Below are 13748 nucleotides of genomic sequence, written 5' to 3' on the forward strand. Positions count from 1 at the left end.
TTTCTATGATTTATTTTCTTGAATAAACAATGTAATTTCACCTTCCAAAAGTAATTCATCAGCTCTGAAAGTTTGACATTTCATTGTACATAAACTATATGATTCGGTAATAAATTTTGAAACCAATAGTGCTTTTGTATAAATAACATTATTTACTTCTGGTAAAAAATGAATATTTAATGTTTTGATCCCACTAATGAAGCCAACTACATTAACATCGATCTTATCATTTTTATTTTCATCTACAAAATAATCCTTGGCAACTACTGAAGAACACGTCTGCGCCATATTTTCAACTAAACCTGATTCCGTAAAAAAACCATTCTCAATAAATATGTTGTTCTCTTTAATTTCGAAAATAGTTTCGACTTTTTCGTCATCCATTTCCAAAATCATATCCACCATTAGCATTGGAGCCCGATGAGGCAAATACTTAATTATATCAACTGGATTTGAAGTTTCTTTTTTACTCACGGTGTTGGTGTTATCAGTTATTTAGCCAAAACAGTCTTCAATTGACCTTTAGCTATTTCAACATCGTTTAATGTGGTCACAACATCAACCAAAGTAATACCAGCAAACTCCTGCAAAATAGAAACTTTAGTTCTAATCTCTTCATGAAGTTTAGGCAGTTTTAGTATTTCAATATTTTTTATAGAACCAATATAACCAGTTGGTGCTTGTTCGTTCCTTAAATAAAATTGATATCCCGTATGCAGTGCCACCGACTGCGCCATGTGTTCTATCAATCCTGGTTCAGCAAGACTATCATTCTCAAAGAAAATGGTATGGTTTTGTATCGTAAATCCTGAAACCAATTCCGTTTCTGAATACGAATACAATTTATCCACCATTACAAATGGGAATCGTTGGGGAATTAAAGTTTCGACAAAAGCTTTATCTCCTAAAAAATTATTTTCAGCCGTTGCCATTAACAAACCGTTAAATAAGCATAAGCATAAGAAAAACGTCCGCTTTCCGGAACAGATAAAAGAATTTTATTCCCTTTTTTTAATTTGCCGGAATTCATTAATTCTTCTAAAGCCAGATAAATGGAAGCTGCACCTACATTGCCTACGTAAGCCAAATTCATAAACCATTTATCCATTGGGACTACCATACCTCTTTCGGCCAACGCTTTGCTCAATCCATCCACAAAATAATGCGAAGAAACATGAGGCAGGAAGAAATCTATTTCATCTGCCGAAACATTGTTTTTGGACAACGCTTCGCCCATACTTTCAGCCCCTTTAACCAAAATAAATTCGTCCAATAATTTAACATCTTGTTTGAAAGCAAACAAAGATTCATTCAGCCATTGGTCTGGGTTGTAATCATTCCAAGGTTTTATTTCTCCGCTTTCCAGTTTATCACCACCTGCATACATGCAGGTTTCCAGTTCGAATGCATACGAAAAAGCTTCCATCCATTCGATTTTTAAAGAAATGGCACCAGTTGGCTTATTTTCCAATAAAAAAGCCCCAGCCCCATCAGACAACATCCATCTCAAAAAATCTTTTTTGAAAGCCAAAATCGGCTGCTCTTCCAGATTCTTCAAATTAACCACCTCATTTTCATATTTCTCCGCACGCATCCAGGTTGACAATTTCTCGGAGCCCGTACAAACTGCATTTTGCGTATTACCGGATTTTATAGATAAATAGCCATATTTTAAAGCATTCATACCAGCGCAACAAACTCCTGATGAAGAGTTTAATTCTAGTGTTTTGTTTTTCAATAACCCATGTACCATCGATGCATGCGAAGGCACAAGAACATCTGGAGTAGTTGTCCCACAAGACAATAATTCCATGTCATGAGCCGTAAAACGATCATCAAATAATCCTAGAATGGCAGTATTGGTCAATTCGGCATTATTATGAGTACTTTTTCCGTTTTTATCTAGAGCGTAATAACGACTAACAATCTTATTATTCCTTAATATTAGCCTTCTGGCTTTGGAAGCGGTTTCATTTATTAAACCCAAATAATCTTCCATTTCATCATTGGAAATAGCGCCATTTGGCAAACATTTGGCCGCTTTTGTAATATATACATCAAACATATAATCTAATTTATTCCTTTATAATAGTCTAATTCTTTCCTTATTTTTTGCATCTTGAAGGGATAAGTAAGAACGTGCAATATATAAACTATTGGTGAGATTAACCAGATAGCCAATAGCAAATACACTTTAAAAACTTTCACCCAAGATTTTCTGGACTCTCCTTTATTGATGATTAAATTAGACCATTTTGCAAAAATTTTATTGGCTGTTCTATCAACGGTAACCAAGTAAGAACTAACTTTTACAGCATTAATTTCTATTAATTTTGATTGTAAATTATCTAAATTATTTTGTTCCAAATTGGAAAGAATTGTTTCTCCAAATTTTGTAGATTCAGCAATATCTTTATTCGAAACTCCTGGTAAAGGAAAGATTCCCAGATATCTTTTTTTTACACCCGAAAACATCCATTCTACAATTGTAATAACACTTATCAAGTTGCCTACTCTATCCACCAAAGCAATATTCCCTTTTAGTACTGCATTATTTTGTTTCAACAATACTTTGACCTTTTCTTGCGCCATAACCCACATATTTCTGGAACCATTGATCGTCACAACAGGAGTATTATTCAATAAAACTTTAGCCTCTGGACTTTTCAAAAAAGAATTCACAGGAATTGAAGGTGTTAAATACCAAACTTGATAATTTAAAAGAATTAAATCAAATTTTGTGTTCATTATTTTTTCTGGGACTGGTTTCAATGCACTTGGGATTTGCAAAAATGATTCAGGAAAAGCTCCAAAAAATGCTTCATTGGTCCAAGGGAATGGAAACGGTTTATCTAACTGAATTTCATAAAATGACACATTTATATCCGTTGAATTCAAAAGTGGTTTTGCAATATTTCTGGCAATAGATTCCAGTTGTCCCGATTGAGAATAATAGATTACAAGGACGTTCTTCATTGGGGTTAATTTTTTATAAAAGCGAATTTAACTTAAATTTATATTTTATGCTAATAGTCGTCTGTTTCTCTAAAGCCAAAAAAGGACATATTATTCAGATTAAAGGCTAGAAACGAAAATTACACACTTTAATATCAAATAGTTATGGAAAAACATCAAAATTCACACAAATTATAATTGGAGTCTATTTCCTATATCAATTTGTTTTTTTATCATTAAACTATTGATCAAAAGCAATTTACATTTAAAACAAAACTACTATTGCCCAAAATGAAATAAAAAATTAAATAATTGTTATTAATCATTGATTTGATTCCAAAAATCAAAATAATTAAACCACTGCAAAGGATATCTTTTTACCATAGTTTCTACACTTTCGGCGTATTCTTTAAGTAATCCTTTTTCGTCACGATGTATCACTTTCGCTTCTCTGGTATAAAGATGGTAATGCAAATTGGGTTCTTTCATTACATATACAAAAACAACAGGAACTTTTAATCGAGAGGCAATTAGGAAAGGACCAGCGGGGAAAAGTGCTTCCTCGCCTAATAAGTTTTCACTTAAAGATTTTACCCCTTCAAAATACCTATCTCCTGTAAAACAAACCAACTCGTTCCTAGCTAAAGCCGAATTAATCTCAAAAATATGAGACAAATCATCGCCAATCAGTATAAAATTCACAGTAGGTTTATGGGTAATACTTTCCAGATATTTTTTTATGGTAGAATGCTCTAAATCGGTAGTGACCAAGCTTATTTGAAAATTGACATCAATCTCGCTAAAAAAATGTTCGGCGATTTCAAAATTTCCAATATGGGCACTAATAAGCACTCCCCCTTTTTTTTCTTCTAAAAGTTTGATAAGAATCTCTCTCCCATCATGTTCATAAGTAAACTTATTTTTCAATCCGGCACCAATCGCAATTTTATCTATAATAGTCTGGCCAAAAGTGTAATAACTATTAAAAACCATTCTCTTAGATTTAAAATAAGAATACCCCAATCTTTTTCTAAAATAATAAAAGATTGAGGTATTGCTTTTTTTTAGGAAAATAAAATAATAGCTTGCTACAAAATAAAGAATCAGATAGGCTGATTTAACACCTACATTTTTTATAAAAAAAACAAAGATTTTGTATCCTAAAACAGTGCCTTTAGATTTTCCATCCCATTGACTCATTAATTAGCTTTTGCTTTTAATTTATTTTCGATTAGATTATAGAAACTTTGAAATGAATCTATTCCTACAAAATCTGCTTCAACTAATTTTACACCAAAGTTTGACTCGATAGAAACCACTAAATCAACATAATCTAAACTATCCAATCCTAAGGTATCTTTTAAATTTGCATCTGACTGAATATCATCACTATCGACCTCAAATTCATCAATTAAAAACGCATTAATCTTCTCTATGATTACTTCTTTGTTCATTACTTTCTTTATACTTTTTAACTACTAATGCCGAATTCGTCCCTCCAAAACCGAAGGAATTCGACAAAAATATGTCAATTTTTTTATTTAAAGTGGTTTTAACTAAATTTAATTTTGCAGCATCTTCATCTGGAGTTTCCAAATTAATATTTGGGGCGATGAAATCATTTTGCATCATCAAAATAGAATAAATAACCTCACTGGCTCCTGCCATCCAACATTCGTGTCCTGTCATTGACTTTGTAGAACTCACATAAGGGTTACTTTCTCCAAAAACTTCAAATATGGCTTTCGCTTCATTGTCATCACCGACTGGTGTTGATGTAGCGTGAGCATTAATATAATCGACCTCACTGGCTTTTATTCCGGCTTCATCCAAAGCTCTTTGCATCGCTATAGATGGCCCTTCGACATTTGGCGTGGAGATATGACCACCATTGGACGAAAATCCATAACCCACCACTTCTGCCAAAATAGTAGCTCCTCTATTTATCGCTGATTCGTACGATTCCAATATTAAAGTAGCACCACCTCCACTAGGAATTAAACCATCACGATTAATATCAAAAGGTCTTGAAGCTTTGGTCGGTTCTTCTTCCCTGGGAGAAAAAACACCCAAACCATCAAAACTACTCATAGCATATTTGTTAATTTCTTGTGCGCCTCCGCAAATGATGATATCCTGAAACCCGCTTTTTATCAAAAAATAGGCCAATCCAATAGAATGTGATCCGCTGGCACAAGCTGCACTAACCGTCAAATTAATTCCTCTCAACTTAAAAATAGTCGAAAGATTCATCGTAACTGTAGAATTCATGGATTTGAAAATAGCTCCAGAACCAATCAAAGCAGTGTCTTTTTTTTCTCTAATAATGTCTGTTGCTTCAATAACAGCTTTTGATACACTATCATTGCCATACATAATTCCAACTTCGTTTTCATCAAAAAAAGCATCGTCCATATTGGCATTTTTTAATGCTTCAACCGTTGCCATATAAGCATATTCTGTTTCTTCGCCTAGACTTATTCTTTGTCTTCTCGTAAGTAAATTTTTTAAATCTGGTTTTGGAACCATTCCAGTTAAAGCGGATCGAAAACCGAATTCTTTGCGCTCTTGATCAAATGCAATACCTGATTTTCCTTGATATAAAGAATCCTTTACTTCGTCCAACGATGTTCCTATACAAGAATAAATCCCCATTCCTGTGATGACAACTCTCTTATTCATTTTCTTTTATACTGTTTTATGAATAAATCCCACCATTAATATTGATAATCTCGCCGGTAATATAGCTCGATTTTTTGGATACTAAAAAGCTAACCAGATCCGCCACTTCTTCGGCTTCACCAAAACGATTTACGGGAACCATTTTTATCAGTACTTTTTCATCAAGCTGACTGGTCATATCTGTTCTTATAAAACCTGGAGCTACTGCGTTTACAGTGATATTTCTTTTGGCCACTTCTTGTGCCAAAGCTTTGGTTGCCCCTATTATAGCTCCTTTTGCAGCAGAATAATTAGTTTGCCCTGCAGTTCCTTTTACTCCCGATAGGGATACCATATTTACAATTCGTCCGTATTTATTGCGCAACATTTTTTGCATAAAAAAGTTGGTCACATTAAAAAATCCATTCAAACTGGTATTCACAACACTGGACCAATCTTCTGGACTCATCCACATAAACAAACCATCTTTGGTAATTCCTGCGTTGTTCACAATCGCCTCAACCAATGCTTCAGGATTTGCCTCTTGCCATAGCGTCAATACTGATTGCACCTCATTAAAATTGGCCACATCAAACTGAATAATTTCACCTGTGCCTCCGTTTGCAATTACTTTTTCTAATGTATTTTCGGCAGCTTCCTTGTTGGAATGATAATTAATCAAAATATGGTAGCTGCTGTCTTGCGCTAATTTTTCACAAATAGCACTACCAATTCCTCGAGATCCCCCTGTTACCAATGCACATTTCATATTTTTATTTTAGATTGCTTCGCCAGTTCGCCCTTTGGGCTCGTGTGCAGATTTTAGATTATTGTCAAAAGATTAGCTATAAATCAAATACTCTTTCACTTTTTGTACGAAAGGATACATAACCTGATCTTTTTCAAACCTTGGAATAATGACACGAATATCATCATATATTTTTCTGGTCACAGATGAAATTTGGTCTTTTTGTTCCAGACAATCAATTGCCTGAACAATAGTTATCAATTCGATAGCCAAGACTTCAAATGAATTTTCAATAACTTTTGATGTAATTACGGCAGCATTCGTTCCCATACTTACAATATCCTGATTGTCATTATTGTTTGGGATACTGTGAATATACATTGGATTCGACAACATCTGATTTTCGGCAGTTGTTGAAGTCGCCGTAAACTGTACGCCTTGCATTCCAAAATTAAATCCTAACGTTCCTAAATTTACAAATGGAGGCAGAATTTCGTTAATTTTTGAATTCAATAAATAATTCAACTGACGTTCGGCAAGCATCGTTAATTTGGTTATTACGATTTTCAATTTATCCATTTCCAAGGAAATATAATCTCCGTGAAAGTTACCACCATGATACACGTGTTGATTTTTTACATCTATAATCGGATTATCATTTGCCGAATTGAATTCTTCTTCCAAAATAGAAGCCACATTATTTATGGTTTCTAGCACCGGCCCCAAAATTTGAGGAACGCAACGCAACGAATAATACTCTTGAACTTTTTCCTTAAAAATATCTTCGGTATTTTCTCCAGAATACAAATGGTCTTCTCTTTTTCTGATTAAAGTACTGTCGTCAAGGTTGGTTCTCATTCTTGAAGCAACTTCACGTTGCCCTTTATGACGTTTTGTATTGTTTAATTCTTCCGAAAAATGGTCGTCATATGCCTGCACAATTTCATTAATGGCACATGAAAATTTAATTGACCAGTCCAATAATTTATTCGCATGAAAAACATTGACAACCCCAATTCCAGTCATTACAGACGTTCCGTTCATTAGAGCCAACCCTTCTCTGATTTCTACCTGAATCGGTTCTAGCTTTTCAATAGCAAAAACCTCTTGAGTAGGTCTTCTTTCCCCTTTATAAAAAACTTCGCCTTCTCCAATAAGAACCAAAGCCAAATGAGCCAATTGCACTAAATCTCCGCTGGCTCCTACTCCACCGTGTTCAAAAATTAACGGAGTAATATCTCTATTGATTAATTCTTTCATCAATTGAATTAGCGAAGGATGAACACCCGAATTACCTAAAGAAAGTGTGTTTAGCCTTGCCAATATTGCTGCTTTGACACAAGTTGCATTCAAGGGCTTTCCTGTTCCCGAAGCATGACTTCGTATTAAATTATATTGCAATTGTATGCGATCTTCATCTTTTATACGGTATTGAGCCATTGGTCCAAAACCCGTATTTACGCCGTAAATAATTTTATTAACTGAGAATCCTTTTAGGAAATCAAAACTTTCATTAACTCGATCTAAAACAGCTTGGCTAATATCTATTTTATCATTATTAAAGATTACTGATTCAAACTCTTTTAGACTTAAATATTCCTTTATAGTATTCATTCAATTAGTATTATTTTTTACAACTAAATATATCAAAATTTAATTTTTATTTAGAATTTAATGTGGTTAATTTGAATAAACAAATGTAGCACAATATCGCTAAAATTAGTAAACCAATATTTTTTTGTTTTCCAAGAACCAAACACAAACATAACAACAACAAAAACAACCACTTACAACACCTCTTAAAACATCAAAATAAAAATGAAAGATTTTGGTTCCGACAAAAAAAATGTTCTTCAAGCTAATTTAGATGCTCAAAAAATTGCATTTGCCCCAATTATGTTCCAAGCTGCAAAATCTCTCCGAAATCTGGGTATTTTGCAATACTTATTTAACAAAGACAAAGCAAGCATAGAAACTATTGCAACCGAATTGAATTTATCCGTCTATGGTGTAAAAGTTTTACTCGAAGCCGGTCTAAGTTTAGAAATGGTTTATCTAAAAAACAATGAATTTATTCTCACAAAAACGGGTTATTTTGTTTTGAGAGATGAAATAACCAATATTAATATGGATTTTACCCAAGATGTCAATTATCTCGCTATTAATCATTTGGAAAAATCTATAATTAATGGCAAACCAGAAGGATTAAAAGAATTGGGGAATTGGGATACGGTTTATGTTGGTTTATCTGAATTACCCGAAAAAATCAAAAAAAGTTGGTTTGACTTTGACCACTTTTATTCCGATTATACTTTTCCGGAAATCATGCCCATTTTGTTTGACAATAATCCAAAATCTTTTTTGGACGTTGGAGGCAATACTGGAAAATTTGCATTACAATGTGCCCAATACGATTCAACCGTAAAAATTACCATTTTGGATCTGCCTGGACAAACTAATGTAGCTCGAAAAAAAATAACCGAGGCAGGTTTTGAAGATCGAATTTCCACAATAGCTATCAATTTATTGGACAATTCCATTCCATTCCCAAAAGGCTTTGACATCATCTGGATGAGTCAATTCATTGATTGTTTTTCATTAGACGAAATTTATGGTCTTTTCAGAAGAGCTTACGAAGCCATGTCAGAAAATGCCAGTTTCTATATACTAGAAACGTTTTGGGACTTACAAAGATTCCAAGCATCAACTTACAGTTTACATGCCACTTCCCTATATTTTACAGCTGTTGCCAATGGAAATAGCCAAATGTATCATTCAAAAGACATTTTAAAAGTTATCGAAAAAGCTGGATTTTTAGTAGATGAAATGCATGAAATTATTGGCATAAGCCATACCTTGATTAAATGCAAAAAAAGAATTTTATAACTCAATAAATCTTTAAATTTGCATTATTCGTTTACAGCATATTTGTAGTCAACACTATAAAAATTGCACATCTCTTTACAAAAACTTAAATTACAACAAATAAATGTTACAAGAATCCGTAGATGTTTTAATCATAGGAGCAGGACCATCCGGATGTGTATCCGCAGCTTATCTTCATAAAAAAGGAATCAAAGTTAAGGTCGTAGAAAAAACAAAATTTCCGCGAATTGTTGTTGGCGAAAGCCTAATTCCAAGAGTCATGGATCATTTTGCGGAAGCCGAATTATTCGAATGTCTGGATGCCATGAACTTCGAAAAAAAGCTGGGTGCGAGATTTATCAGAGGAGAAGAAATATGTATTTTTGATTTTAGCAATAAATTCTCTGAAGGCTGGGACTGGACTTGGCAGGTGCCCAGAGCCGATTTTGATAACACCATGGCACAGGAAGTGATTCGAAAAGGCATTGACTTAGAATTTGAATCAGAAGTTGTTTCGGTAAGCTTTAAAGGAAAAAACTCAACAACAGTCGTTAAAGATAAAGATGGTCATTTAAAAGAAATTCACGCTAAATTCATCATCGATTCCAGTGGGTACGGGAGAGTTTTACCTCGACTTTTGGACTTGGACACGCCTTCACAATTAGATCCTCATTCGTCTATTTTTACCCATGTAGTAGATATCAACCGTCCTGAAGGAGAAGAAGGGACGATGATTTCGTTTGACATTTTGGAAACCGAAGTTTGGTTGTGGGTTATCCCTTTTTCAAATGGTAACACAAGTCTTGGCGTTGTGGGACCAACGGATTTTATCAATTCGCTTTCTGCCAACAAAGACAATGTCGAAGCGTTGAAAAATGCCATACAGCTTTCTGAATTTTATATCAAACGGTTTTCAGGTGTCGATTTTATATTCAAGCCTATCAAATTAGAAAACTATTCCCGATCAGTCAAAAAAATGTATGGAGATGGTTTTGCACTTACAGGAAACAGTTCCGAGTTTTTGGATCCCGTGTTTTCATCAGGTGTCGCATTTGCTACCGAATCCGGTATGCTTGCAGCCAAACTATACCTCAAAGAATCACAGGGAATTACTGTAGATTGGGAAACCGAATTTACTGGCTATATGAAAAGAGGAATTGCTGTTTTTACCACTTACGTAAAAGAATGGTACACAGGAAACCTGCAAACCTTGTTTTTTCACCAGCCAGAGAATCAAGATGTAAAGAGAAAAATATGCGCAGTTCTTGCAGGTTATGTTTGGGATGAGAACAATCCTTTTGTAAAAAAACATGATAATCTAATCAAAAATATGGCACACATACTCCAAATGGGAGGCGAATAAATCTACAATACTAGTTCACAGTTAGTTTTTTTTTGCCCGATACACTTAAAATTGTAATAAAATAAACATTCATTAATCTCATTTTTGGGTTACCTAAACACATTTGCAACCCTTTCAAAAATTTATTTAAAAGCAAAATTTATTCGATTTTGCTTTTTTATATTAAATATGTATCGTAATATTGCAATATAAATATATCGCAATGGGAATCACTAAAACAGAACACTTTACAGACGAGCAAAACGAATTAGCAATTCTAACCAAAGCATTAGGTCATCCAGCTCGCATTGCCATTATACAATACTTAATCAAAGTAGAAAGTTGTATTTGTGGTGACATTGTAAACGAATTACCGCTTGCACAACCAACAATCTCTCAACACCTGAAAGAATTGAAAAACGCAGGTTTGATAAAAGGAAACTTCGAAGGAAATGCAATTTGTTATTGCATAAATGAAGTAGGTTTCGATAAAATAAAAGGATTTTTTCGACATGTCAATACCTATCTCGACAAAAGAAAAAATAGTTGTTGTTAGTTAAAGCATCAAGAATTGAGTCCAACTTAAACTTATAAACTCTTTAAATTTTTAAACTTTCGTATCATGAAACTATCAGAAATTAAAAAACACTTAAGCACTGCAACTGGAGTGACTTTTCAGTTGCCAAACGGCACATTCGTACCCGAACATTTCCACGTAACCGAGGTTGGAATGATTACTAAAAACTTCATTGACTGTGGCGGAACCCTACGTAAGGAATCGGTTGTGAATTTTCAATTATGGGATGCCAATGATTTTGACCACCGTTTGAAAGCACAAAAACTTTTGGATATTATCGCTCTTTCCGAAAAAGTACTGGAGCTTGAAGACCTTGAAATTGAGGTAGAATACCAAGATAACACTATCGGGAAATATGATTTGGGTTATAATGGAGAGACCTTTTTACTGTTAAACAAACAAACCGCCTGTTTGGCTTTAGATCAATGTTGTCCTCCACAAGAAAAACAAAAAGTAAAATTATCCGAAATAGGAAACGAAACCAGCTGTTGCACTCCTGGTGGAGGATGTTGCTAAGCGCAAGTTAAAAAATGGCACATAGATGACACGGATTAAACAGGTTGACGCGGATTTTCGAATGAATTTTTTAATCCGTGAAAAATCAGTTCAATCCGTATTATCGATGACTAATATTCATCTTACATTTAATCAATCAAAGACTAATTCCAAATGACCCAAACCAAGAACACCCTATTCGCTCCCATCAAGAGCGCCATCGATACGTTTAATTTTGAAAGCATTTCAGCCGAACGCAAAATCATTTTGCAACCACTTATTGATTTCATCCAATCCAAAGTAACGGCAAACGAAGACATCCTACTCAATTTCATCTGCACACACAATTCCCGCAGAAGCCATTTGTCCCAAATATGGGCGCAAACCGCAGCGGCCTATTACAACATCAAAAACGTATTTAGCTATTCGGGCGGAACCGAGGCCACCGCTTTATTCCCCATGGTAGCCCAAACATTGCACCAAACGGGTTTCCAAATAAAAACCCTTTCCGAAGGCAACAATCCAGTGTATAGCGTAAAATACAGCGAAAACGATCACCCGCTGATTTGCTTTTCCAAAACCTATGACGACGCTTTCAACCCAAAAAGTGAGTTTGCGGCAATCTTGACTTGTTCCTCTGCCGATAACGGTTGTCCGTTCATAGCAGGAGCCGAAAAACGAATTCCAATCACCTACGAAGATCCAAAAGCCTTTGACAATACCCCACAACAAGCCGAAAAATATCAGGAACGCAGCATCCAAATTGCAACCGAACTGTTTTATGTTTTCTCCCAAATAAAAAATTAAATTCAAAATTTCAACCATTAAGAAATTAAGCAAAATAAGTTTTAGAGTATTGCAAAACAATACTAAACTAATCTTAATCCCTTAATGGTTCAAAAAATGAAAGGTAAAAAATAAATTATGTCAGCAAACAATTGTGCTCCCGCTTTAGAGCGAAAAAAATTAGGATTCCTCGACAGTAACCTAACCCTTTGGATATTTCTGGCTATGGCTGTTGGAGTTTCCATTGGCTATTTTATCCCCTCAAGTAGCGGATTCATCAACTCGTTTTCTAGCGGAACAACCAACATCCCTCTAGCCATCGGACTAATCCTGATGATGTACCCGCCCCTCGCCAAAGTCAAATACGAGCAAATGGGCGAAGTATTCAAAAACACCAAAGTACTGGGCGCATCCTTGTTTCTCAACTGGATTGTTGGCCCAATTTTAATGTTTGCCCTCGCCTTACTATTCCTAAACGGCTACCCCGAATACATGATTGGCGTTATCCTCATCGGACTCGCGCGCTGCATCGCCATGGTCGTAGTCTGGAACGATCTAGCCGATGGAGACCGGGAATATGCAGCAGGATTAATCGCCCTCAACAGCATCTTTCAAGTATTAATGTTCAGCGTTTATGCCTATGTTTTCATCACCATTCTTCCTCCTTATTTTGGGTATCACGGCTTTGAAGTCAACATCAGCATTGGGCAAATTGCCGAAAGTGTAGGCATCTACCTCGGAATTCCTTTCGCATTAGGAATCATCAGTCGCTATGCCTTAATTGCGACCAAAGGAGCGAAGTGGTTTGAAACCAAATACGTGCCTTTCATCTCCCCTATTACCTTAATTTCCTTATTATTCACCATCATATTAATGTTCAGCCTTAAGGGAGAATTAATCGTTCAAATTCCAATGGATGTCGTGCGCATCGCCATACCGTTAGTGATCTATTTTGTCATTATGTTCGTTATGAGTTTCTTCATCGGAAAATACTTTGGCGCCGATTATTCCAAGTCCACCGCCATTGCCTTCACCGCAACGGGTAACAATTTTGAGTTAGCCATTGCCGTAGCCATTGGCGTTTTCGGCATCAATAGCGGTCAAGCCTTTGCAGGTGTCATTGGTCCACTAGTCGAAGTTCCCGCTTTAATCGCCTTGGTCAATGTCGCCTTTTGGTTCAGGAAAAAATATTATGCAATAGAGTAGTGTTATTAGAAGCTAATTCCTGCTGTACACTATATCTTTTGTGCCGAACCCCGGCACAAAAGGATGTCGTTTCCATCAGGGCTAGAGCTTCCGCTTTCATAAGATCATTTATT

At 35.2% G+C, this 13748-nt stretch carries 15 protein-coding genes; 6 read left to right on the forward strand and 9 right to left on the reverse strand.

The annotated features are described in order from the left end of the window. Positions 1-3: 3 nt before the first annotated feature. From KZH69_RS16425 to flxA, 9 genes are all read right to left on the reverse strand, one after another. Positions 4-474, reverse strand: a complete 471-nt coding sequence (locus KZH69_RS16425) for a hotdog family protein (RefSeq protein ID WP_369410670.1) — start codon at positions 472-474, stop codon at positions 4-6. A gap of 17 nt (positions 475-491) precedes the next feature. After that, the gene (locus KZH69_RS16430) at positions 492-932 is read right to left on the reverse strand and encodes a hotdog family protein (RefSeq protein ID WP_219318562.1); all 441 of its coding nucleotides are present in this window, start codon (positions 930-932) and stop codon (positions 492-494) included. Further along, positions 932-2065, reverse strand: coding sequence for a dialkylresorcinol biosynthesis protein DarB (gene darB, locus KZH69_RS16435; RefSeq protein ID WP_219318563.1), 1134 nt, complete (start codon positions 2063-2065; stop codon positions 932-934). Before darB ends, KZH69_RS16430 begins: the two co-directional genes overlap by 1 nt. 5 nt (positions 2066-2070) lie before the next feature. Then, positions 2071-2976, reverse strand: a complete 906-nt coding sequence (locus KZH69_RS16440; protein WP_219318564.1) for an NADPH-dependent FMN reductase family protein — start codon at positions 2974-2976, stop codon at positions 2071-2073. A gap of 297 nt (positions 2977-3273) precedes the next feature. Further along, positions 3274-4155 carry a lysophospholipid acyltransferase family protein gene (locus tag KZH69_RS16445; protein ID WP_219318565.1) on the reverse strand — a complete coding sequence of 294 codons (882 nt, stop codon included), beginning with the start codon at positions 4153-4155 and terminating at the stop codon, positions 3274-3276. Beyond that, positions 4155-4409 (reverse strand): acyl carrier protein, encoded by a 255-nt coding sequence (locus KZH69_RS16450; RefSeq protein WP_219318566.1) that lies wholly within the window; start codon positions 4407-4409, stop codon positions 4155-4157. Before KZH69_RS16450 ends, KZH69_RS16445 begins: the two co-directional genes overlap by 1 nt. Next, positions 4378-5637, reverse strand: coding sequence for a beta-ketoacyl-[acyl-carrier-protein] synthase family protein (locus KZH69_RS16455; RefSeq protein ID WP_219318567.1), 1260 nt, complete (start codon positions 5635-5637; stop codon positions 4378-4380). Before KZH69_RS16455 ends, KZH69_RS16450 begins: the two co-directional genes overlap by 32 nt. 16 nt (positions 5638-5653) lie before the next feature. Further along, a complete protein-coding gene (gene flxB / locus KZH69_RS16460) occupies positions 5654-6385 on the reverse strand; it encodes a flexirubin biosynthesis SDR family reductase FlxB (protein ID WP_219318569.1) in 732 nt (243 codons plus the stop codon). Between the two features lie 72 nt (positions 6386-6457). Continuing rightward, complete coding sequence (flxA, locus tag KZH69_RS16465) at positions 6458-7978, reverse strand: flexirubin biosynthesis tyrosine ammonia-lyase FlxA (RefSeq protein WP_219318570.1); 1521 nt, start codon at positions 7976-7978, stop codon at positions 6458-6460. A gap of 204 nt (positions 7979-8182) precedes the next feature. Here flxA and KZH69_RS16470 point away from each other — a divergent pair, with 204 nt between their 5' ends. The 6 genes from KZH69_RS16470 to arsB all read left to right on the forward strand — a co-directional run bounded on the left by KZH69_RS16470 (position 8183) and on the right by arsB (position 13635). Then, complete coding sequence (locus tag KZH69_RS16470) at positions 8183-9250, forward strand: class I SAM-dependent methyltransferase (RefSeq protein WP_219318571.1); 1068 nt, start codon at positions 8183-8185, stop codon at positions 9248-9250. Positions 9251-9353: 103 nt separating this feature from the next. Continuing rightward, positions 9354-10592 carry an NAD(P)/FAD-dependent oxidoreductase gene (locus KZH69_RS16475; protein ID WP_219318572.1) on the forward strand — a complete coding sequence of 413 codons (1239 nt, stop codon included), beginning with the start codon at positions 9354-9356 and terminating at the stop codon, positions 10590-10592. Positions 10593-10794: 202 nt separating this feature from the next. Next, the gene (locus tag KZH69_RS16480) at positions 10795-11127 is read left to right on the forward strand and encodes an ArsR/SmtB family transcription factor (protein WP_219318573.1); all 333 of its coding nucleotides are present in this window, start codon (positions 10795-10797) and stop codon (positions 11125-11127) included. 66 nt (positions 11128-11193) lie between these two features. After that, on the forward strand, positions 11194-11664 hold the full coding sequence (locus KZH69_RS16485; RefSeq protein ID WP_219318575.1) for a DUF6428 family protein: 471 nt from the start codon (positions 11194-11196) through the stop codon (positions 11662-11664). Positions 11665-11817: 153 nt separating this feature from the next. Continuing rightward, positions 11818-12450, forward strand: a complete 633-nt coding sequence (locus KZH69_RS16490) for an arsenate-mycothiol transferase ArsC (protein ID WP_219318576.1) — start codon at positions 11818-11820, stop codon at positions 12448-12450. A gap of 117 nt (positions 12451-12567) precedes the next feature. Continuing rightward, positions 12568-13635, forward strand: a complete 1068-nt coding sequence (gene arsB, locus KZH69_RS16495) for an ACR3 family arsenite efflux transporter (RefSeq protein WP_219318578.1) — start codon at positions 12568-12570, stop codon at positions 13633-13635. Positions 13636-13748: the final 113 nt, after the last annotated feature.

The organism is Flavobacterium taihuense, assembly GCF_019351435.1.
Classification (GTDB): Bacteria; Bacteroidota; Bacteroidia; order Flavobacteriales; family Flavobacteriaceae; genus Flavobacterium; species Flavobacterium taihuense.